This is a genomic window from Clostridium thermosuccinogenes (genome assembly GCF_002896855.1).
GTDB classification, from domain to species: domain Bacteria; phylum Bacillota; class Clostridia; order Acetivibrionales; family DSM-5807; genus Pseudoclostridium; species Pseudoclostridium thermosuccinogenes.
The window spans coordinates 4,077,831-4,100,780 of sequence record NZ_CP021850.1 but is presented as its reverse complement, the minus strand read 5'-3'; the positions used below and the strand labels follow the sequence as shown (position 1 = coordinate 4,100,780).

At 42.1% G+C, this 22,950-nt stretch carries 14 protein-coding genes, 1 tRNA gene and 3 rRNA genes; 17 read left to right on the top strand and 1 reads right to left on the bottom strand.

Annotation, left to right across the window (positions count from 1 at the left end; translation table 11 throughout):
* Positions 1-251 precede the first annotated feature (251 nt).
* From CDO33_RS17990 to rrf, 14 genes are all read left to right on the top strand, one after another.
* Positions 252-2,006, top strand: a complete 1,755-nt coding sequence (locus CDO33_RS17990) for a glycosyl hydrolase family 18 protein (protein WP_103081707.1) — start codon at positions 252-254, stop codon at positions 2,004-2,006.
* A gap of 325 nt (positions 2,007-2,331) precedes the next feature.
* Positions 2,332-3,834, top strand: coding sequence for an IMP dehydrogenase (locus tag CDO33_RS17985; protein WP_103081708.1), 1,503 nt, complete (start codon positions 2,332-2,334; stop codon positions 3,832-3,834).
* Positions 3,835-3,998: 164 nt separating this feature from the next.
* Positions 3,999-4,985 (top strand): hypothetical protein, encoded by a 987-nt coding sequence (locus tag CDO33_RS17980; protein ID WP_103081709.1) that lies wholly within the window; start codon positions 3,999-4,001, stop codon positions 4,983-4,985.
* A 415-nt stretch (positions 4,986-5,400) separates the two neighbouring features.
* Positions 5,401-5,877, top strand: coding sequence for a transcription elongation factor GreA (gene greA, locus CDO33_RS17975; RefSeq protein ID WP_103081710.1), 477 nt, complete (start codon positions 5,401-5,403; stop codon positions 5,875-5,877).
* A 370-nt stretch (positions 5,878-6,247) separates the two neighbouring features.
* The gene (lysS, locus tag CDO33_RS17970; protein WP_103081711.1) at positions 6,248-7,741 is read left to right on the top strand and encodes a lysine--tRNA ligase; all 1,494 of its coding nucleotides are present in this window, start codon (positions 6,248-6,250) and stop codon (positions 7,739-7,741) included.
* A 103-nt stretch (positions 7,742-7,844) separates the two neighbouring features.
* Complete coding sequence (locus CDO33_RS17965) at positions 7,845-8,720, top strand: J domain-containing protein (protein WP_103081712.1); 876 nt, start codon at positions 7,845-7,847, stop codon at positions 8,718-8,720.
* 209 nt (positions 8,721-8,929) lie between these two features.
* On the top strand, positions 8,930-9,247 hold the full coding sequence (locus tag CDO33_RS17960) for an STAS domain-containing protein (protein ID WP_103081713.1): 318 nt from the start codon (positions 8,930-8,932) through the stop codon (positions 9,245-9,247).
* A 163-nt stretch (positions 9,248-9,410) separates the two neighbouring features.
* Complete coding sequence (locus CDO33_RS17955) at positions 9,411-9,803, top strand: ATP-binding protein (protein WP_103081714.1); 393 nt, start codon at positions 9,411-9,413, stop codon at positions 9,801-9,803.
* Positions 9,804-9,806: 3 nt separating this feature from the next.
* Positions 9,807-10,583, top strand: coding sequence for a SigB/SigF/SigG family RNA polymerase sigma factor (locus tag CDO33_RS17950; protein WP_103081715.1), 777 nt, complete (start codon positions 9,807-9,809; stop codon positions 10,581-10,583).
* Between the two features lie 85 nt (positions 10,584-10,668).
* Positions 10,669-11,112 carry an ATP-binding protein gene (locus tag CDO33_RS17945; RefSeq protein ID WP_161496522.1) on the top strand — a complete coding sequence of 148 codons (444 nt, stop codon included), beginning with the start codon at positions 10,669-10,671 and terminating at the stop codon, positions 11,110-11,112.
* Positions 11,113-11,699: 587 nt separating this feature from the next.
* Positions 11,700-13,397, top strand: a 16S ribosomal RNA gene (locus tag CDO33_RS17940).
* Positions 13,398-13,636: 239 nt separating this feature from the next.
* Positions 13,637-13,713: transfer RNA gene (locus CDO33_RS17935), tRNA-Ile, on the top strand.
* Positions 13,714-14,057: 344 nt separating this feature from the next.
* Positions 14,058-17,116: ribosomal RNA gene (locus CDO33_RS17930) — 23S ribosomal RNA — on the top strand.
* A 224-nt stretch (positions 17,117-17,340) separates the two neighbouring features.
* Positions 17,341-17,457 (top strand): 5S ribosomal RNA (gene rrf, locus CDO33_RS17925).
* The 16S, 23S and 5S rRNA genes sit together here with 1 tRNA gene alongside, the layout of an rRNA operon.
* 790 nt (positions 17,458-18,247) lie before the next feature.
* Here rrf and CDO33_RS17920 read toward each other — a convergent pair.
* Complete coding sequence (locus CDO33_RS17920) at positions 18,248-19,450, bottom strand: ISL3 family transposase (RefSeq protein WP_103082524.1); 1,203 nt, start codon at positions 19,448-19,450, stop codon at positions 18,248-18,250.
* Between the two features lie 156 nt (positions 19,451-19,606).
* Here CDO33_RS17920 and CDO33_RS20990 point away from each other — a divergent pair, with 156 nt between their 5' ends.
* The 3 genes from CDO33_RS20990 to CDO33_RS17910 are packed head-to-tail and all read left to right on the top strand — an operon-like array spanning position 19,607 to position 22,920.
* A complete protein-coding gene (locus tag CDO33_RS20990; RefSeq protein ID WP_161496578.1) occupies positions 19,607-19,789 on the top strand; it encodes a hypothetical protein in 183 nt (60 codons plus the stop codon).
* Positions 19,746-21,353 carry an ABC transporter ATP-binding protein gene (locus CDO33_RS17915; protein WP_161496579.1) on the top strand — a complete coding sequence of 536 codons (1,608 nt, stop codon included), beginning with the start codon at positions 19,746-19,748 and terminating at the stop codon, positions 21,351-21,353. The genes CDO33_RS20990 and CDO33_RS17915 overlap by 44 nt, the downstream gene beginning before the upstream one ends.
* The gene (locus tag CDO33_RS17910) at positions 21,334-22,920 is read left to right on the top strand and encodes an ATP-binding cassette domain-containing protein (protein WP_103082526.1); all 1,587 of its coding nucleotides are present in this window, start codon (positions 21,334-21,336) and stop codon (positions 22,918-22,920) included. The genes CDO33_RS17915 and CDO33_RS17910 overlap by 20 nt, the downstream gene beginning before the upstream one ends.
* Positions 22,921-22,950: the final 30 nt, after the last annotated feature.

Genomic DNA, 22,950 nt, shown 5'->3' with positions numbered 1-22,950 from the left:
TTAATAAATATTGTTATTTGAAAAACGAAAAGAATTTTTAATATTCTTTTCGTTTTTTAGTAATTCAATAATCCGTACCTATCCAAACCAGGGACATTAAGGGAGGTAATATATTAGAAATAATTATCATAGCTTAAAAATGCAATCGATAGTATAATTTAATCAGCACTCCTGTCATAAATATTAAGCAATGGCTTGGAGTATTGAGGGGTTGCTCTAAAGAGTATTTTAATCTAACGGGGGTTCGAAATTTGAAAAAAATCAGGTCACTTATATTATTTGTATTGATAGTCGCAAGCATTTTCATAGGAGTGTATATCTACTTTTTCAAGCCGAATGACAGCGTAGTTTCCGCCTTTCAGGAAGGAAAACTGAACCTGGTGCTGGAAAGTGATGTTATTGATGATGAACCCAGGATAATCGACGGGGAGGTATGCCTGCCCATGGATACGGTGAAAGAGTATCTGGATCCTTATATTTACTGGGATGAGAACCTGCAGAAGGTGACGATAACAACAAAAGACCGGGTCATCAGAATGAAAACCGACAGCCTGAATGCTTATGTTAATAATGAACCTGTCGAATTGAATATACCTGTAACAATAATCGATGATGTGGTGTATATACCTATTGAGTTTCTAAGCGACTTTTATGGAATAGTGGTTAATTATATCGAGGAGAGCAATGTGGTAACCATTGATTTTAAAAACAGTGTGCAGCAAATAGCCGAGCCGGTGCACAAGGATGCCGTAGTCCGTAAGGGCCGTTCTGTGAAATATCCGATTTTGAAGCGCCTTGGGGCAGATCCGGAGAGCACCGCCACACCCAAGCTCAGGATATTTGAAGAGTATGACAAATGGTATAAGGTAAGGACTGAGGATGGGATAGTGGGTTATATTGAAAAGAAGTATGTTGTTGTTAAAAAGGTTACTGTAGTAAAGCTGCCGGAAGAGGATACCGGGAATGTCGCCTGGAAGCCTCAAAAAGGCGGGATCAGCCTTGTGTGGCATATGATGTATGGAAAGATGCCGGACCTGTCAAAAATAGGAGAGATGGAAGGGTTGGATGTCATTTCACCCACCTGGTTCCAGTTGGTCAATAAAGAAGGGGATCTTATAAACAGAGCAAATGCTAAATATGTGGAATGGGCTCATAAGCGGGGATATCAGGTATGGGCCCTTTTTAGCAATACCTTCAATGACGCAGAGATGACGGGAGAATTTTTAAACAATACCGACTCGAGGGATAACGCCATACGGCAGCTGCTTTCCTATGCTTCATTATATAAACTGGACGGGATAAATATTGACTTTGAGAATATCAACATTGAGGACAGGGATGCTTTGACCCAGTTTGTCCGGGAGATAACTCCGCTGCTTAAAGAGCAGGGACTTGTTGTGTCAATGGATATAGGCGTTCCCGACGGAAGCGAGAATTATTCCCTGTGCTATGACCGGGAAGCTATTGGTGAAACCGTGGATTATGTGATGGTGATGACCTATGATCAGCACTGGAGTACAAGCCCGAAAGCCGGTTCGGTTGCCCAGATCACATGGGTTGAGAGTAAGCTTAAGAGGACTCTTGAATCAATCCCAAGAGAGAAGCTCCTTTTAGGGCTTCCCTTTTACACCCGGCTTTGGAAGGAGGAGATTGGCGACGATGGGAAAGTGAAGGTTACAAACCCTGATGCCCTTACAATGGATGAGGCAAGAGCCTTAATCGCCGAAAACAACGCCCCGGTGGTATGGGATGATGAAAGCGGCCAATTCTATGCCGAGTTTGAGAAGGATGGAGCGACATATAAAATATGGCTTGAGAGTGCCGAATCCATAAATCTGAAATCCTCCCTGGTGCAGAAATACAGCCTTGCCGGGGCTGCAGCGTGGAAAATGGGGGATGAATCCCAGGATGTTTGGGAAGTGCTGAGCAAAAACCTTAAAGAGTTAAACAGCTATAGTGAATGGCTGGAGGCTAACAGCAGCGTGGAATACTCTTATAACAGGTGATATGGATAGAAGGGATGAAGTTCCTCCTTGCTGCTTTTAAATTCTCTGACCATAGAGACATTGAAACTTGCCGACTGCATTATATACGCATAGGTCAGGCAAGTTTTATAATAACTTAATATGCTAGCACAGCGAGTTATTTTAACTCCTTCCAGCAGGTGAAAACTTTTATTTGACATAAAAGGGCCGATAGTATAAAATCTTCTACAAAATACAGTATACATTCACCCATAAATATAATGGATTTTATGTCAGGTTGTAATTTATATGAAGTACTATGCAAATAACTATGATATAAAAAGGTGAACAGAAAGGAGCAGTAAAAATGGCGTATTATTATAATGAGCCATCGAGAACATTCAGTGAATATTTATTGATACCCAACCTTACAACTAAAGAATGCACGCCTGAGAATATTTCGTTGAAGACACCCATAGTAAAATTCAAAGAAGGAGAAAAGTCACCTCTGATGCTTAACCTGCCTTTGGCTTCGGCAATAATGCAGTCGGTATCGGACGACAATATGGCAATAGCTCTGGCCAGGTGTGGAGGAATTTCTTTTATATATGCCTCACAGCCAATAGAGCAGCAGGCTGAAATGGTAAGAAGGGTAAAGAAATATAAGGCAGGTTTTGTGGTGAGTGATTCGAACCTGAAGCCCCAGGATACCTTGAGGGACGTTTTGGAGTTAAAGGAAAGGACAGGCCATTCAACAGTTGCCATAACTGAGGACGGAACGCCCACCGGAAAGCTTATGGGGATCGTTACCAGCAGGGATTATCGTCTGAGCAGAGCTTCCCTGGATCAAAAAATAGAAGAGTTCATGACTCCTTTTTCTTCTCTCATTTACGGACGGGAAGGGATAACCCTGAAGGAAGCCAATGACATGATATGGGAGCATAAGCTGAACTGCTTGCCGATTGTGGACAAAAACGACCATCTTGTGTATTTGGTGTTCAGAAAAGACTATGACAGCCATAAGGAGAACCCCAACGAGCTCCTCGACAGCCATAAAAGGTTGGTGGTGGGAGCCGGCATCAATACCAGGGACTATAAAGAGAGAGTAGCAGCACTGGTGGAAGCAGGAGCGGATATTCTGTGCGTGGATTCATCCGATGGGTATACTGAGTGGCAGTACGACACCATTAAGTATATCAAGGAACATTATAATGGAGAAGTGAAAGTAGGCGGAGGAAATGTTGTGGACAGCGATGGCTTCAGATACCTTGTAGAAGCCGGAGCCGATTTCATAAAGGTTGGCATAGGCGGTGGCTCCATATGCATAACTAGGGAGCAGAAAGGTATCGGAAGAGGCCAGGCTACTGCAGTTATCGAAGTGGCAAAGGCAAGGGACGAATATTATAAGGAAACCGGCATCTACGTTCCGATATGTTCTGACGGTGGAATAGTTCATGATTATCATATGGTTCTCGCTTTGGCCATGGGAGCGGACTTCATCATGCTGGGAAGGTATTTTGCACGGTTTGATGAAAGCCCTACCAGAAAGCTTAAAATAGGTGGCAACTTCGTTAAGGAATACTGGGGTGAAGGCTCCAACAGAGCACGCAACTGGCAGAGATATGATGTTGGAGGAAAGACAAAGCTGGAGTTTGAAGAGGGCGTAGATTCATATGTACCTTATGCCGGTAAGCTGAAGGACAACCTTGATATCACTGTAAGCAAAATCAAATCGACGATGTGCAACTGCGGAGCTCTGACTATCAAGGAGCTGCAGCAGAAAGCAAGGATCACCCTTGTATCTTCCACAAGCATAGTAGAAGGCGGCGCTCATGATGTAATTTTGAAAGAGAGCGAGTTTTCCTCCTGATTAAGGCAGGGGACTTAAAAAGAGAAGAATAGGTATTAAACTTGCTGCAATGGCAAGCTATTATAAAAGGAGCAGAATCAATCTGCTCCTTTATCGGTTTTTGGGCATATTTCTAACTGGTAATAAATAGTATTCTTATATAAAATATTTAAAGGATCAGTGCTATGAGCAGTTTTGCGTTGGTTACATTCAAAGATGAGCACAGGGAAAAAGATGACAGGGCATTTTTTTTCAAGTATATAGCTGCCCGGCTGAAAAATTTCTTTAAAAGGCCGGTACTGGAAGATAATATAAATAAGATAGAGCTTTATGAAGGACTGGATGTCTATATAATAAGACTGCCGTATTGTCTAAGTGAAATAGACAGGCACAAAGCCAGGCTGAATAGGTTTCTTTCAGGGTTTGCCGCAGATAATGATATAAAATACTGTTTTTTGCCCAAGGACACCCCTGACGGGGTGCAACTGGACGCATGCATGAAATTTGCGTCTACAGGCAAGCTGTTGTATAAATCAGCCTTGACTTTGATATTGGACGAAATTTACACAAAAAGAAATATTGTGGTCAGTGAATTGGATATTTGCATAGTTGAGGGAGAGAGCAGGACTGAGCTATATGGAGTGATCGATCTGCTGGCTCCTTTTGTTAAGTATATCACGATTGTAGCAAAAGACCGGGAAGCGGTCGAGGCAGAAATGAACAGGGTCTATGATGACACCGGGCTATGCGTGAGAGTGACGGAAGAACACAGAAGTTGCCTTAAAAATGCGGATATTATCATCAATCTCGGCGGTCTGGAAAATATCCCAGCAAATGCTAAAATAAACCCAAGGGCAATAATACTCAATTACGGAAGCAGTGAATTAAATAAGCACAGTTGTGAAAATATAATACTCAATGGTTTTATAATTAACATAAAGAAAAATATACTCCATATAATCACCGAAGATGTTTTAAAAGCATATGATGCAACAGGATTAATGGAGGTTATATTGTTTTTCAGAGCAGGAATGGAAGATAAGTTAATAAATGAATACATTGATGGGGAAACGGCAAAGGGGGTTTCAGAAGCGTTTTTGAAATGCGGATGTTCCATAAAGGAGTTTTATGGAAGAAGAAACAAGATAAAGCCTAAAGACATAGCAATATGAAATACTTGGTTACAGCATGCCGCCATACCATAAGAATATATGCTTTAGCCGGCGACGGAACGGAGGTCGTCCTGGAATTTACACTGTAAATATTGCCATTGCAGTTATATTAGAACTCAGTGCCACCGGCAGAAGCCAAAAACTTCTTGGATTTTTATCAAGCTAAAGGCATGCTAAAGCGCTGATTTGCCTGCTTCCCTAGATTTATCCTGTTATATTCTTGACATTATGCACTTTGTATTCTATAATTATTTAAAATAATCCGATAATTGTAAATTCTTTCTGCTACTTCAGGCACTGTTGTTACTTCAGTGCTGTTTATGTTTTATATAGCAAAGTATTAGTTTTTAGAATAAATATAAGGCTAATACATATATTATCAACACAAAATAATTAGGTAAAGGAGAGGCTCTAAATGACCAATAAAGAAATAGTGTTGACTTATGAGGGCTTGAAAAAATTGGAGGATGAACTGGAGTACTTAAAGGGTGTCAAGAGAAGAGAGGTTGCTGAGAGAATAAAGCAGGCGCTTTCATTTGGTGATATATCTGAAAATTCTGAATATGACGAAGCTAAAAATGAACAGGCATATATGGAAGCTAGAATCGTCCAGCTGGAAAATATGCTGAAGAATGCAAAGGTTATTGATGAAGATGATATAAAGACGGACCAAGTCAGCGTAGGGGCAAAGGTTAAACTCTTGGATATGGAGTATAATGAGGAAGTTGATTACACCATTGTAGGTTCGACGGAAGCTGATCCGGCAAAGTCAAAGATTTCCAATGAATCTCCCGTAGGCAAGGCTTTGATGGGAAAGAAAAAGGGTGAAGTTGTAGAGGTTGATGCACCGGCAGGAGTAATCAAGTTTAAAATATTGGATATTTCCAAGTAACACTATTTTCCATATTACTTGTTGGTATAATCAATTATTTGGTCAAGAATTATATCTTCGCTTTACTATGCTAGGAAGGTACAAAACAACCGCTTATTTTAAGTTATTGATGTGAAGGATTAAGAGGGCAAAACTGCCGCCCGGCGTTTCCAAGTAAAGACTTTGCGGTATGTGTTTTAAAAAGCTCATTTATTCATTTTCTATTTATTTTTTTCTTGGAGTTTTTATCAATGTTTTGTATTGGAATGCATTATAAAGCTTAAAATTGCACAAATCTCGAAAATATAGCTTCGATGATTTATTTGTTGTGCCGATTTTATTTGAATATTATATAGATATAGATTGCCAAGTGACATAGGAGGAAACTAGGATGGCTGAAAATACAGAAATCAATCAGGAAATGCAGGATCTGAGTGAAGTACTGAAGGTAAGAAGACAGAAGCTTGCTGAACTTCAGCAGTCCGGGCGGGATCCGTTTAAAATTGTGAAATATGATGTTAACTGCTCTACCGCACAGATAATTGAAAATTTTGAGCAAATGGAAGGGCAGCATGTATCCATTGCCGGAAGGATGATGTCCAAGAGGGGCATGGGCAAAGCGAGCTTTTGCGACATTCAGGATAGGGATGGCAGAATACAGATATATGTAAGGATAGACGGAATAGGCGAGGAAAATTACGAATATTTCAAAAAACTGGACATAGGTGATATGGTGGGGGTGAAGGGTGAAGTTTTCAGAACCCACAAAGGGGAAATCTCCATCAAAGCTTCCGAGGTAACATTACTGGCCAAATCCCTTCAGCCTCTTCCGGAAAAATGGCATGGCCTGAAAGATCCTGACTTAAGGTACAGGCAGAGATATGTTGACCTCATTGTTAATCCTGATGTCCGTAAGACGTTCATTACCAGGAGCAAGATTATCAAAAGCATAAGAAAGTACCTTGATGACAGGGGATTCCTTGAAGTGGACACACCACTTTTGAACACAATACCCGGTGGTGCTGCTGCAAGACCTTTTATTACACATCACAACACTTTGGACATAGACATGTATCTCAGGATTGCTCCTGAGCTGTACCTGAAGAGGCTCATTGTCGGAGGACTGGAAAGGGTCTATGAAATGGGCAGGATGTTCAGGAATGAGGGGATGTCCGTTAAGCATAATCCTGAGTTTACTATGATGGAAGTGTATCAAGCCTATACGGACTACAAGGGAATGATGGAACTGGCGGAAGGCATAATATCCACTGCAGCTCAGGAGGTACTGGGTACGACGAAGGTTGTATACCAGGGTCAGGAAATAGATCTGACACCGCCATGGAATAGAATGACAATGATAGAGGCAGTGAAAAAGTACACAGGAGTGGATTTTGACCTTATAAACAGCGATGAGGAAGCACGCAAGGTTGCTGAGGAGAAAAAGGTCCGCGTGGAAGGCAAGCTTTCCAAGGGGGAAGTTTTGAACCTGATGTTTGAAGAATTCGTGGAAGAGCATCTTGTCCAGCCTACCTTTATATATGATTATCCTGTCGAGGTCTCACCTCTTACTAAGAGAAAACCGGACAGGCCTGAGCTGACCGAAAGGTTTGAAATCTTTATAACAGGCAGGGAAATGGGCAATGCATACTCGGAATTGAATGACCCGATAGATCAAAAGGAAAGATTTATAAATCAAGTGAAGAAGCGCGAAGCCGGCGATGAAGAGGCTAATATGATGGATGAAGACTTTATTACCGCGCTGGAATACGGAATGCCTCCTACCGGCGGTCTTGGAATAGGAATTGACAGGCTGGTAATGCTGCTCACCGATTCTTATTCCATAAGGGATGTACTGTTGTTCCCTACAATGAAACCGCGGGATTAATCTGGCTTCCGGTATCCATGGGTGCTATCGCATGAGTTAAGGATGATGTTAAGTTATGTCGGTCGATTAACCAAGGTGCTTTACTAGGACAGGGGGATCCGGTATGAGTGAAGCTAAAAACAATTATGAAATATTGGGACTCAAGCAGGGAGCTACCAGGGAAGAGATAGAGAAGAAATATGATATTTTATTGAAGGCATACCGAGCTAAAAAAATCTCCGGTGAGCTCAGTGAAGAGGATGAAAAAGAGTGGAATGCCATAACTGAGGCATACAGAGAGCTGGTAGAATATAAGTCAAAAAGCGCCATGAAGCCTGAGCCCATATCCCCATTCCATGAGAAGGTTAATAAGCTGATTCGGAAGATGGGGATGGATGACAAAAAGGTGAACAACTTTTTTCATTACCATAGCAAACACATACTGATAGGAATTATTGTACTGATAGTTCTTGCAGTTTCAATCAGAAGTTGTGTCACAGCTGTTCAGCCCGATTTTAACATAGTTTTTATTGGGGAGTTTTTCATGAATGACACCGAGGCCATGGCTGAAAAAATCAAAACCGGCGTACCTGATATTAAAGAACCTGGAATCCAAATTATGACCATATCAAAGAGCGGAGATGCCGAGAATGCGCAGATGGATTATGCCGCGCGCATGAAAATCATGGCTATGATGGGTACTGCCGAAATCGATGTCATGATTTTAGACAAGACACAGTTTGAAATTTATGGAAAGCAGGAAGCCCTGATGGATTTGCAAAGCTTTGTCGAGGAAGCTCAAATCAGCGATGAGCTGACCAAGGATTGCTGGCTGGAAATTGAGGAGACCAAAGAAGTGCACTTATATGGAATCGATGTAAGTGAAAGCGAATTTTTTAAAGATTTGAATTTGTTCGGTGAAGAGAAAATTGCTGCAATTGCGGCAAATACACAAAATTATGATAAGGCGGTCAAGGTCATAGAGCTTCTGTTGGAATAAAGTTGGGTTAATAAGACAAAAACATATGTAAGCAGGAAGGATCGGGTTGTCCTTCCTGTTTTTTTACTATACTTAACTCTCTTTATTTTGTTCTAGTAATATAATATAATATATTGTGTTAATAAGCAGGAAATTGCAGTAAGGTAGTAGGAATTTCATAAATAAACCTTCTGCTTCTTGTATAATAAGCTGTGAAGAGGAGGGAATATATGGCTAGTGAATTGATATTCAGAGAAGAAAAGAACGGTGAAGCAATAAATGTTGCTATATCCGGCGAGGTGGATATATATACGTCTCAAAAGCTGAAGGATAAGCTATACAGCCTGGTGGATGAGAGCAAATCCGACATTAGAATAGACTTTAAGGATTTGACATATATAGACAGCACGGGACTGGGTATTTTGGTCGGTGCTCTTAAGAAAGCAAGACAAAAGGAGAAAAACATTATAATATCCAATATGAGGGAAAACATTAATAAGCTATTTCTGATAACAGGATTGGATAAATTATTCATGATCGAGGGATGAGTTTTTCATCATATATGATGTGCACCCGGTGCAAGTTTTATGTGACGGCAATTTACAGTTTGGTATCGGCCAACCAATGGGAAAGTCGCACTATCCGGGCATTTTATTCTAGTTAAAGTATGCATCCGTAGTACTTGCAGATTTGAAAGGAGCGGCTAAGGTAATGAATGTAGATAAAAATGATATTGAGCTTATACTGCCTTTTAAAGCAGAGTTTGTGAGCATTGCAAGGCTTACATCTTCAGGGGTTGCCAATAGAGTTGGGTTTGATATTGAAGGAATTGAAGACATAAAGGTAGCTATTTCAGAAGTATGCAATAAGTTGGTCAAGGCAGGAAGCCAGATAGCCACCAGCTATAAAATAGTATTTAGAATCGGCGACAGGAGGCTGGATATCATTTTTGACTGCCCCGACAAGTCGTTAAAGTGTGTTTTTGATGAAGAAAATGACGCTTTGGGCCTATCCATAATAAATGCGCTGATGGATGACGTGGAATTGTGTCCGGATAAAGATTTCTTGCTGGCCATGTCAAAATCTATTGAGGAGAACAGTTAAGAGATGAAGGCTAACAATCATCAAACCGTTGCTGCGAACACTACCGATTTCAATGAGGTAAGTGAGGAAGCACTATTTTTAAAATACAGGGATAATCCTACTGTAGAGAACAGAAACGAGATTGTGAATAAATACCTGTATCTGGCTGATATCATAACCCGTAAATTTCTGAACAGGGGAATGGATTATGAAGACATATATCAGGTGGCGTGCATTGCGCTTATTAAGTCTGTAGAGCGTTTCAGCCTGGAGAAGGGTGTTAAATTCGTAAGTTTTGCAACTCCTACCATTATCGGAGAGATAAAAAGGTTTTTCCGGGATAAAGCTGCTTTGATAAGAATACCCAGGAGAATTTATGAAATATACCAAAAGGTGAACCATGCGCGGGAAACTTTGTCATATGAGCTGCAAAGGGTGCCGAGGGTTGACGAAATAGCAGAGTATCTCAATATCAGTGAAGAAACTGTACTTGAGACTATTGAATCGTGGAATGCATATAGCATTCAGTCCTTTGATCAAACGGTTTATTCCGATGACGATATAGAATTGCATGAGACTATAGGTGCTGAAGACAGCACGTTTGAGAAAATTGAAAACAGGGATTTCCTTAGACAGAGCCTGAATAAATTTAACCAGGCGGAGAGGGAATTCATAAAAATGAGATATTTTGGCAATCAGACCCAGAAACAGATTGCAGATAAGTTAGGGGTTTCCCAAATGTACGTCTCCAGGCTTGAGAAAAAGGTTCTGGAGCGCTTCAGGAAAATACTCGAGCAATAATCCGCTTAAACATATGTTTAAATATGTTTAAAGAATTATGTTAGTGGGTATTAATAACTGATGAATAAATAAGGATGGGAAGAACTTGTTTGCTTTGAAAACCTATGATACAAAAATACCCAGCAGTATAAGTTCTGTGGGCAAAACTGTATCAGAAGTAATAAACAGTCTTCAGAACGCATGCGGGAAATTGGATGACGACATTTTGTTTGATGTAAGAGTAATTTTAAATGAGCTGCTGCTAAATGCAATTAAACATGGTAACCAGCAGTGTCCGGAAGCATATATTAAAGTTACTGCAGGCATTTCCGGTGACAATAATGCCTTCTTTATAATAGAGGATCAGGGCCAGGGATACGACTATGAACTGGTGCGAAGCAGAAATAAGAATCAATGCTGCATGGAGAGCTTGTTTGATGCAAAGGAAACGGGAAGAGGCATAATGATTGTGGAGAGCCTTTGTGAAAAGATCAAGCATAATAGGAAGGGCAACAAGATAGTAGCAGTCAAAAAGATTTCTAAAGATTAGATTGTCATCGGATTTATGCCCGTTTTAGAAGCTTAATAAAGACGGGAAGGCGGCAGCAAACTTAAATAGCTTTACTAAATAACTTTATATGATAAAAGCACTTATCCAAGTGCTTTTTATATTGAGCAGGGATATCTCTTCTGTGGTAGGCTTGATAGAAGGCCAGGCAATTACCTGAATTCATGTGATAATTATGCCATGCATGGCTTTGTCACAGAAGGGGGGTGGTCTCAGTGAGTAAAGCTGGCTTTTTGGGTCGCCCCGTACAGGTAAAATTTACATACAGATAAATCCTTGACAGAGATAAAACTTGTGTGGTAATATATAAAAGCTGTCGCTGCGGCGGGCAACACAGCGGACTTGAACCGGGATGAGAAAACCGGTAAAAAGTTCAAAGAAAAAAAGTGTTGACAAAAGCGGGACAGCGAGGTATGATAATCAAGCCGCTTCGGTGAGGCGGCAAAAAATTGGACTTTGAAAAGTAAACAGTGTAAAGACAAAGGGAACTCGAAAATGAATTTGAGTTACGTGCTTATAAAAGCTAGTAAGTAAACAGAGCCAAAAGGCTTTTGAATAAAAGAAATCTTTTATTTGAGAGTTTGATCCTGGCTCAGGACGAACGCTGGCGGCGTGCCTAACACATGCAAGTCGAGCGGAGTAGAGTTCAACACTGAGTATTCGAGCGTTGGCAAAAGTTAAGCCAGCGTCATGCACAAACTACCTTGTTGATAGACATATTTAAAAGAAAGTTTTGTGCATCACGCTAAATTAAGTGCCTAACACAATGCTATGACTAAAGCAAGTCAAAATAGTATTGATAAGAGACGCCATACTTGAGTGCTGAGTGTTGGACTCTACTTAGCGGCGGACGGGTGAGTAACGCGTGGGCAACCTGCCTTGCACAGGGGGATAACACAGGGAAACTTGTGCTAATACCGCATAACATCACGGGGAGGCATCTTCCTGTGATCAAAGGAGAAATCCGGTGCAAGATGGGCCCGCGTCCGATTAGCTAGTTGGCGGTGTAACGGACCACCAAGGCGACGATCGGTAGCCGAACTGAGAGGTTGATCGGCCACATTGGGACTGAGACACGGCCCAGACTCCTACGGGAGGCAGCAGTGGGGAATATTGCGCAATGGAGGAAACTCTGACGCAGCAACGCCGCGTGAAGGATGAAGGTCTTCGGATTGTAAACTTCTTTGATGAGGGACGAAGGAAGTGACGGTACCTCAAAAACAAGCCACGGCTAACTACGTGCCAGCAGCCGCGGTAATACGTAGGTGGCGAGCGTTGTCCGGAATTACTGGGTGTAAAGGGCGCGTAGGCGGGGATGTAAGTCAGATGTGAAATACCATGGCTCAACCGTGGGGCTGCATCTGAAACTATGTTTCTTGAGTGCTGGAGAGGAAAGCGGAATTCCTAGTGTAGCGGTGAAATGCGTAGATATTAGGAGGAACACCAGTGGCGAAGGCGGCTTTCTGGACAGTAACTGACGCTGAGGCGCGAAAGCGTGGGGAGCGAACAGGATTAGATACCCTGGTAGTCCACGCCGTAAACGATGGATACTAGGTGTAGGAGGTATCGACCCCTTCTGTGCCGGAGTAAACACAATAAGTATCCCACCTGGGGAGTACGGCCGCAAGGTTGAAACTCAAAGGAATTGACGGGGGCCCGCACAAGCAGTGGAGTATGTGGTTTAATTCGAAGCAACGCGAAGAACCTTACCAGGGCTTGACATACAGAGGGATATGTCAGAGATGGCATAGCTCTTCGGAGCCTCTGTACAGGTGGTGCATGGTTGTCGTCAGCTCGTGTCGTGAGATGTTGGGTTAAGTCCCGCAACGAGCGCAACCCTTGTTGTTAGTTGGTAACACGTAAAGGTGACCACTCTAACGAGACTGCCGGTGACAAATCGGAGGAAGGTGGGGACGACGTCAAATCATCATGCCCCTTATGTCCTGGGCTACACACGTACTACAATGGCTACAACAAAGGGAAGCGAAGCCGTAAGGCGGAGCAAATCCCCAAAAGTAGTCCCAGTTCGGATTGTGGGCTGCAACCCGCCCACATGAAGTCGGAATTGCTAGTAATGGCAGGTCAGCATACTGCCGTGAATACGTTCCCGGGCCTTGTACACACCGCCCGTCACACCATGAGAGTCAGCAACACCCGAAGTCAGTAGCTTAACCGCAAGGAGGGCGCTGCCGAAGGTGGGGCCGATGATTGGGGTGAAGTCGTAACAAGGTAGCCGTATCGGAAGGTGCGGCTGGATCACCTCCTTTCTAAGGAGAACGGTCCGAATCTGATGGATAGCATCAGGTGAGGACGAATCTTCTGGTCGATACCGGATAACAGAAATGTTACCGGTTAAAGAGTTCCTTGTCTACACTGTTTAGTTTTCAAAGCCCAATGAGGTTTTGAAAAAAGAAAAAGTACTGGTTGACATTTAAGCGTCAATCATGTATAATAAGAAGTCCCTGATGGTTAATAAGCCGTCAGAGAAAATTGGATATAATAATATGGGCTCATAGCTCAGATGGTTAGAGCGCACGCCTGATAAGCGTGAGGTCGATGGTTCGATTCCATTTGAGCCCACCACTTTCTTGAATAGCTCAATAAGAGTTAGGAGAGAAGGAAAAAAGTACTGGTTGACATTGATATGCCAACCATGTATAATAATAAATCCCGGTTGATGAAGACTTAAAAAGTCAGAAGTCAGCCGAAGAACTTGCACTTTGAAAACTATATAATGTAAGTTGAAAATTGTTAGAACCGAGCAGTAATGCGAAGGTTATAGCAGTTTTCAGAAGATGAGAAGACAAGAAAAAATAAGGGTAACAAGTATCGAAAGGTATGCGTGACTCTTAGGAAGTCTTCACAAGATGGTTAAAAGACAATCACTTGAAGAGAACCGAAAGATATCGAGAGATCGTATCTAAGAAGGTCAAGCTATTAAGAGCATAGGGTGAATGCCTTGGCACCAGAAGCCGATGAAGGACGTGATAAGCTGCGAAAAGCTGCGGAGAGGCGCAAATAGCCATTGACCCGCAGATGTCCGAATGGGGGAACCCACCTGGGGTAAATGCCCAGGTACATGTATGTGAATACATAGCATACATGGGGGAGACGTAGGGAACTGAAACATCTAAGTACCTACAGGAAAAGAAAACAAAAGTGATTCCGTAAGTAGTGGCGAGCGAAAGCGGATTAGCCCAAACCGGGGTACAGCAATGTAGCCCGGGGTTGAGGACCGGCGGAATGATTCGGAGTATCTAGCAGAATGAGGCACTGGAACGTGCAGACCATAGAGGGTAAAAGTCCCGTATGCGAAAGATATGAAGACAGGCCGGGATCCAGAGTACCACAAGGCACGTGAAACCTGGTGGGAAGCAGGGAGGACCACCTTCCAAGGCTAAATACTAACTGGTGACCGATAGTGGAGCAGTACCGTGAGGGAAAGGTGAAAAGAACCCCGGGAGGGGAGTGAAAGAGAACCTGAAACCCTATGTTTACAAGCAGTTGGAGAGCGTTAAGGCTCGACAGCGTACTTTTTGTAGAACGGTCCGGCGAGTTATAGTATGTGGCAAGGTTAAGTACTAGAGGTACGGAGCCGAAGGGAAACCGAGTCTTAACAGGGCGACAAAGTCACATGCCATAGACCCGAAACCGGGTGACCTATCCATGGACAGGTTGAAGCGGGAGTAAAATCCCGTGGAGGACCGAACCACGTGACCGTTGAAAAGGTCTGGGATGAGCTGTGGATAGCGGAGAAATTCCAATCGAACTCGGAGATAGCTGGTTCTCCCCGAAATAGCTTTAGGGCTAGCCTCTAATGAAAGTCTAGCGGAGGTAAAGCACTGAATGGGCTAGGGGCCTTACCAGGTTACCGAACCCTATCAAACTCAGAATGCCGTATAGACGATGTTAGGGAGTCAGACTACGGGAGATAAGTTTCGTAGTCAAAAGGGAAACAGCCCAGACCATCAGCTAAGGTCCCAAAATCACAGTTAAGTGGAAAAGGATGTGGGTTTGCTAAGACAACTAGGATGTTGGCTTAGAAGCAGCCATTCATTCAAAGAGTGCGTAATAGCTCACTAGTCGAGTGAGCCTGCGCCGAAAATTACCGGGGCTAAACTGTGTACCGAAGCTATGGAAGCGTGTGTGTTCAATGGTGTTTCCTAAAGGCAGTGAAGCAAGGGGTAAGCTTCATCGAAATCAACCTTGATTAAATGAGTAATTGAAAAAGGAGATTTCGATAAAATTACACCAAAGGCAAAACTGTGTAGGAGATAGCATTGAACATACATGCTTGGTAGGGGAGCTTACTGTCGTAGGCCGAAGCACGATCGTGAGGACGTGTGGACGAAACAGTAGTGAGAATGCCGGAATAAGTAGCGAGAGTAAAGTGAGAATCTTTACCGTCGAAAACCTAAGGTTTCCTGGGGAAGGCTCGTCCGCCCAGGGTAAGTCGGGACCTAAGCCGAGGCCGAAAGGCGTAGGCGATGGACAACAGGTTGAAATTCCTGTACTACCGTCTCTTGTTTGAGAGAGGTGGGGACGCAGGAGGATAGGCTAAGCGAGTAACTGGAAAAGCTCGTCCAAGGGAGGTAGATAGTCCGGTAGGCAAATCCGCCGGACGTTTCGAAGGCCTGATGGGGAGGGAAAATAGAGTACCGAAGTAGCCGATTCCACACTGACGAGAAAAGCCACTATCGAGAGAGAAGGTACCCGTACCGCAAACCGACACAGGTAGGTGAGGAGAGAATCCTAAGACGAGCGGGAGAAGCGTTGTTAAGGAACTCGGCAAATTGACCCCGTAAGTTCGCGAGAAGGGGTGCCTGTAGGAATACAGGCCGCAGTGAAAAGGCCCAAGCAACTGTTTATCAAAAACACAGGTCTCTGCTAAATCGAAAGATGACGTATAGGGGCTGACGCCTGCCCGGTGCTGGAAGGTTACGGGGAATGCTTAGCGCAAGCGAAGGCATGAACTTAAGCCCCAGTAAACGGCGGCCGTAACTATAACGGTCCTAAGGTAGCGAAATTCCTTGTCAGGTAAGTTCTGACCCGCACGAATGGCGTAATGATTTGGGCACTGTCTCGACAACGCACCCGGTGAAATTGTAGTACTTGTGAAGATGCAAGTTACCCGCGACTAGACGGAAAGACCCCATGGAGCTTTACTGTAGCCTGATACTGGGTTTCGGTATTCTTTGTATAGGATAGGTGGGAGGCAGAGAAGTAGCGGCGCCAGCCGCTATGGAGCCGACGTTGGAATACCACTCTAAGAGTACTGGAACTCTAACCAGAGTCCATAAGCTGGACTTGGGACACTGTCAGGTGGGCAGTTTGACTGGGGCGGTCGCCTCCCAAAAGGTAACGGAGGCGTCCAAAGGTTACCTCAGCGCGGTTGGAAACCGCGCAACGAGTGCAAAGGCATAAGGTAGCCTGACTGTGAGAGAGACACCTCGAGCAGGTACGAAAGTAGGGCTTAGTGATCCGGTGGTATGAAAGTGGAATTGCCATCGCTCAACGGATAAAAGCTACCCTGGGGATAACAGGCTTATCTCCCCCAAGAGTCCACATCGACGGGGAGGTTTGGCACCTCGATGTCGGCTCATCGCATCCTGGAGCTGTAGCAGGTTCCAAGGGTTTGGCTGTTCGCCAATTAAAGCGGTACGCGAGCTGGGTTCAGAACGTCGTGAGACAGTTCGGTCCCTATCTGTCGCGGGCGCAGGATATTTGAGGGGATCTGTCCTTAGTACGAGAGGACCGGGATGGACGAACCTCTGGTGCACCAGTTGCATTGCCAAGTGCAGAGCTGGGTAGCCAAGTTCGGCAGGGATAAACGCTGAAGGCATCTAAGCGTGAAACCCACCCCAAGATGAGATATCCCATTCGAAAGAAGTAAGACCCCATGAAGACTACATGGTAGATAGGCCGGATGTGGAAGTGCAGTAATGTACGAAGCTGACCGGTACTAATAGGTCGAGGGCTTGACCAAGAAAAGAAGGTCTTTTAATAGTCTGAAAGTGAAGACAAGTCTTCGAAGAAAGCTTACATTATATAGTTTTGAGAGTGCAAGAAATTGCACAAAGTTTATAAAATTGTCAGATGCAAGTAGTGCAAGGAAGCCGACTGCTGAGGAACGGAATTTATGAAAGATAAATGAGTACCGGAGGCAGGAAGGCTGACGCAGCAATACGAAGCATATCACAATTTTAGATATCTGGTGGCAATAACGAGAAGGAAACACCCGTACCCATTCCGAACACGGCAGTTAAGCTTCTCAGTGCCGATGATACTTGGACGGAGACGTCCTGGGAAAGTAGGTCGCTGCCAGATTTATATCAGAACCCTGAGGTTATTCACCTCAGGGTTTTGTTGTATTGAGGCATAGAGAGATAATTTCAATTGTTTCATTACAGAAAGCTGCAGGCAAAAGTAATGGATAATAGCAGCGCAATAATCTTCTATTTTAATGAACAGAGTGGTCAATTTCTTTCATTCTTACTATAGATAAAGTTTGCTTTTCATAGGAGAGAATTCCCTTTATTTTATTATTTTAAATCTATGGTGAATTAATTCTACTGTAGGGGCAATTTTCACGTACTATTATAGTATGGTGTTAGTTTAAGAAATTACAAGGCTTGCAATTGTACGAAATTAGTATAATCAGTACAATATACCATGTAAAATAAAATTACAATTGACAAATGTATACAAGTATGTTAAATACTATAATAGATAAAATTGCATTGGTTCGATTTGCGCATTGAAAAATAAATAGTTGTATTAATAATAATATGTTAATAATAAAGCATAAGCTCACAGGATGCGGTAAAGTTTGAATTATCGAGAAACAGACTATTTCCATAAGGTCAATCTTATACCTGGGATAATAATAGATCAAAAATATAAGGTTCATCCACGAATTTTGTGCTAAGCGGTAATGCCCCAGCGTCAACTGGTAAATTCAAGGAATCACCTGATCAATTTTACCAGCGACTTGGGAGCTTAAAAATGTAAATTTCACTACATTTTATATAGTTTGGGTTAGGTAAACTCAATACGATAATTGTTCCAGTAATAATGGTTAGACCTAACCTATGTACCTTGAAAACCTACAAAAGGACTATGCACATTCAAGCTTAACCCGGATTTCGAAGTTTTTGTCATTTCGATATCCATAGGCCCGGCGTTTTATATTCTTAATCTTGTGATTGAACCCCTCAGTGGGTCCGTTGCTGATTTTGCAATCATAATAGTTAAGAATGTATTCTCGCCAGTGGTCAAGGGTTTGATTGAAGGATAGGAGCTCAGGTATCTGGCTTTCCTCAACCAATTCCTTGAAATAATCAATAAAAGCTGCGGCATTTTCCTTGGTATTGATCTTGAAGAACTTGCGGAATTCTTCCTTTATGGCAAAACATTCACCGAGTTCTGGGTATTCATCACATACTTTAAAAAGTCGGTTCATCTCATCAGCCTCAAGGTCTTCGAAGTTCTTAAGTAATGCCCAACGGATGCCGAATACCTTTTGTTTATCGCCTTCTTCCTTCCTGACTTTATTTTGAATGTGTTTTCGTGCATCGTCTACCTGGTCATGAAGCAACTGTGATACATGAAACCTGTCGATAACCGGTTTAGCATTGGGAAGGGTTTCGAGCACCCCGTTACAGTAACTCCTGCTCATATCCATGGCAGCAGCTTCGATATCATTCCTGAACTCTTCACTTAAGTGTTTGAAATAGGCTATTACATCTTCCTTGGTTCTTCCCCTGAACATGGCTATCACTGAATGGGTTTCAAGGTCATATACCGCAGTGTTATAATTGTGACCCTTTCTTCTTGCCAGATCGTCTATGCCGATAAACCTTACCTTCTTAGACGGCCTTGAATCAATTTCTTCCTGGGCATAGTGGTTGAAAATTCTCTGGCATTTACCATGACTGATACCTTCAAGTAGACATACATTTTCTATCGTGTTTTGTTTACACAGGTTGTAAATATATATTTCATAAGGTATCGTCTGGCGCTGGTATTCCCTTATAAAACTATACCTCAAGTCAAAGGGATGGTCAGGGTCGCATTTGCATTCCAAACGGAATATTGGCAACACCAAGACGGTTTTTGTACCCCATATAGGTAGATGAATATAGTCCTGAACCCTTACATCATGTATTGTTTCTGTTGTGCAACCACATTTCGGGCAAATTCCTGAAATGGTTGATGGCATAGCACAAACAGTAAATATGCCATTATTTACATAGGTATGAATAACCTTTAAGTCTTGAACACCAAGCATTTGTGCTGTAAAATCTAATATGTTATTCATCCGGTACACCTCCTTTGTGTTTATATTGGCGTATAATACTGTAAGGGAGGTTGCCGGATTTTTAAATACCTTTTACCAGGTATTTTCCAAGGTACTTTATGGAATTGTCAATGTGCCACAAAATTTATCGTTGAACCAAAAAATTTGATGAATTCATTGAAGGCGATTTCTATAATAACTATTCATGCTCAATTAAAAACTTTAAAAAAATATTTAAATGGTTGTAGTGCCGATTTGGAACACATTTGCACACCTTTAAAAACATTATATGATAAGCTTTATGGTGGTGAAAAAGATGAAAGCTGCTGCGGACAAGCAATTCAAAAAGCAACTTTATAAAACAGCCATCATATCCTGGATGCTAAACACTGTTTTTATTCCCATTCCATTAATAACAGCCAATATAATGAAAGAAATCGTATCTTTTGCTACCTCCGGGGATTTGAAGAATCTTCTAAATAGAGTAGCCTGGCTTATGGGTATCACAATAGGATGGGAGTTTTTTAAAGCGCCTACAGGAATAATGTTTAATAGATTAAAAGCCTTGTCGACACATAAATGCAAGATGATATTATATATTCAGTTTTTGTCGCAACCGTTACATAGGCTTTATAATAGTGAACATGGAGAAACTATTGAAAATCTGAACGATGACTTCAACACAATTATAAATAAAAAAATTGAATTGGTACCTGGATTGGGCTCGGCGATAATAAACGCCATAGCGTGCTTTTCTTTTATTTCCTATCACAGTCTTGCCATTGCCGTTATTTTAGTGGGTATATCGCTGGTTCAAATCTTTCCGCCTATTATTGTAAAAAGGTATTTACAGGTGAATTATGAGGAAACCCGGAAGGTTGAAGCAGATTTGACTGACTATATTATAGCAAGCTACAGAGGTTTCCCTACAATAAAGCTTTATAAATTAAAAGAATGGTATATAAGGAATCTGGCAACTATACACAAAAAATACATAAAGATCGGCAGTAAAGCGGAAATCACTGGTTCATTGGAAAGGACAATGAGTTCATTTGCGTCAAACATATTAAAGTATGGTTCCTATGGTATTATTGGAGCGATGGTGTTATGGAACAAGGCTTCACTGGAAAGTGGTGTTGCTGCTATTGCGCTTTCAGGCACATTTTTTTTCGCCGTTAAGGCGGTTTTTGATACTGTTCCCGCCATTACCGTATCGAAAGTTGCATCCAAAAGACTTAATGCATGGTTTGAGCCTGTTACAGCTAAAAATACCTTTTCCGGTAAAGATAATACAATTAAAATGAAAGAGTTTTCTTTCTCCTATGAGGATAAACTCATTTTTGACCGGGTAAGCGCCGAAATCTCCTTTAACGAAATCACCATTGTAAAAGGTGAAAATGGTATCGGTAAGTCAACATTGCTTAAATTGATTTGTGGATTGATTATTGGTTATGAAGGTGAGTTGTCTGTTGCAGGTGCAATACCTTCAGAGATGAAAGAGAATGAATTGGAGTCAAACCTTTTCTATTTGCCCCAGGAAGATGCAATATTTGATATGACTTTGTATGAACTATATACTATGCTGACAAATCAAGATGAAAAGAGGGTTCGGATATTATACAATGCATACAGGTTTGGGCTGACGGAAGAAACAATTAAAAAATCGATTATCAGAGATTTATCCGGCGGCGAAAGGAAGAAAGGTTTTCTGTCTATTGCATTAGGGCTAGACAGATCTTTGATATTACTGGACGAACCGACTAATTCCCTTGATGTTGCAGCAAAAGAAGTGTTCTGCGATATGATAAAAGAAAGAAGAGCTGGGGCTGTTATCATCACCCATGATGATGAATTGACAGAACTGGCGGATAAAATCCTAACGGTTGGAAACGGGGGATTCATATATGAAAAGGTTAATATATAAGGATTGCTGCAGGGCGATGCTTAAGCCTCTTGTAATTAGTTTATGCGGAGACTTGTCCATATATCTAGTTACAATATTGACCGCGAAAGTATTGGGAAACTTTGCCGACGCGGTATTTAAACTAGATATTGCCTATGCAAGGGAAAATATCATGCGGCTGTTGATTTGCATATCTCTGACAGTTTTTATCTTTCCTCTTCTGGAGTTGATATGCAATATAAGCATGCTAAAAGGTGCTCTTTTGCATGACAGGATCATATCTTCCCGGTTTCTCGACAAGGAATACAAAAAAGCCATGGCATTAGATGAGGGAGAAGTCCAGTACAGGCTGGAGAATGACCCGAATAATTTCAGAATCTATTGGATGGATATAGCGACCAAGATAATTGTTACGCTTATATCTGCCGTTGTGCTGCTGTTCAATACATTAAGCATAAATATATGGTTTGGTATCAGCACTATATGCCTTTCACTGCTGAAATTACTAGTACCTGCATTCGTACTTCATGTCGAATCAAAATTTGACAGGGAAGAGAGGGAGTATCTTACCGGTGTAAGAGCTTATGAAGCGGATATAGTACGGCAACCGCATATTGTAAGGTTATTTGCTCTAAAAAATGCATTGTGTTCCCGCCTGGATGAAAAATTCAAATCCTATTATCACCGGACTATGAAAAAAAGCATTACCTATAAGGAGATAAGCGGCAGCATTTCAAATTTGGTAAATACATCGGCTTCTTTAGTAATATTTATTGTTGGGGCTGTTATGGTGGCCAATAAAAGCATATCTCCCGGGTCGGTAGCAGAAATGTTCGGATATCTTGCCATATTCGACAACCTTCTTAACAATATTTCTGCTGTCGTAAAGGGAATACCCGTCATAAAAAACATCTCCGACAGGCTTATGACAATATATGCGGACAGTGAGGCGAATGGCGGCATCGACATACAAGACAATCTATTTCCAATAATAGTGGATAATTTGAGTTACTCCTATGATGAAAAAGGGAAAATTATTGACGGACTGTCCTTTAATATCCAAAAGGGAGATAAAATTGCTATTTGCGGCTCCAACGGCAGTGGAAAATCCACCCTCTTAAAAATCCTAAGCGGCCTGTTGAAAGATTATGATGGAAAAATCACTATTTCGAGCAGCGAGTTAAAAGAACTCAACCTTGACGCATGGAGAAGTTGTTTTGCCTACGCGATGCAGGATGTGTGCCTCTTTCCGGGGACTGTTTATGATAACATCCGGCTTGGAAATATCAATGCCACTGATGACAGAATCAAAAATCTCATGGATAATTTAGGAATCCTGTATTTAAAAGATATGGTCCTTGATGCTTCAGGCGGCACCCTGTCCGGAGGAGAAAAACAGCGGATTTCAATTGCGAGAGCACTGATACGGGATACGCCGATCATATTGTTGGATGAACCTAATAACAGCCTTGATGCTGACGGACTAAATTGGGTGTGTAAGTTTATAGAAATGTGGGATAAGACGATAATATATGTGTCTCATAACAAAAGATTGACAGCATGCGCCAATAAGGTAGTTCACCTTTAATTCTATAAAGAGGTGGAAATTTGTTACAAC

What these genes read in the sequence shown, in the direction of transcription:
- CDO33_RS17985 (WP_103081708.1), top strand. Translation starts at nt 2,332, where the DNA reads ATGGCGTATTATTATAATGAGCCATCGAGAACATTCAGTGAATATTTA.
- CDO33_RS17980 (WP_103081709.1), top strand. Translation starts at nt 3,999, where the DNA reads ATGAGCAGTTTTGCGTTGGTTACATTCAAAGATGAGCACAGGGAAAAA.
- greA (WP_103081710.1), top strand. Translation starts at nt 5,401, where the DNA reads ATGACCAATAAAGAAATAGTGTTGACTTATGAGGGCTTGAAAAAATTG.
- lysS (WP_103081711.1), top strand. Translation starts at nt 6,248, where the DNA reads ATGGCTGAAAATACAGAAATCAATCAGGAAATGCAGGATCTGAGTGAA.
- CDO33_RS17965 (WP_103081712.1), top strand. Translation starts at nt 7,845, where the DNA reads ATGAGTGAAGCTAAAAACAATTATGAAATATTGGGACTCAAGCAGGGA.
- CDO33_RS17960 (WP_103081713.1), top strand. Translation starts at nt 8,930, where the DNA reads ATGGCTAGTGAATTGATATTCAGAGAAGAAAAGAACGGTGAAGCAATA.
- CDO33_RS17955 (WP_103081714.1), top strand. Translation starts at nt 9,411, where the DNA reads ATGAATGTAGATAAAAATGATATTGAGCTTATACTGCCTTTTAAAGCA.
- CDO33_RS17950 (WP_103081715.1), top strand. Translation starts at nt 9,807, where the DNA reads ATGAAGGCTAACAATCATCAAACCGTTGCTGCGAACACTACCGATTTC.
- CDO33_RS17920 (WP_103082524.1), bottom strand. Translation starts at nt 19,450, where the DNA reads ATGAATAACATATTAGATTTTACAGCACAAATGCTTGGTGTTCAAGAC.
- CDO33_RS17915 (WP_161496579.1), top strand. Translation starts at nt 19,746, where the DNA reads ATGAAAGCTGCTGCGGACAAGCAATTCAAAAAGCAACTTTATAAAACA.
- CDO33_RS17910 (WP_103082526.1), top strand. Translation starts at nt 21,334, where the DNA reads ATGAAAAGGTTAATATATAAGGATTGCTGCAGGGCGATGCTTAAGCCT.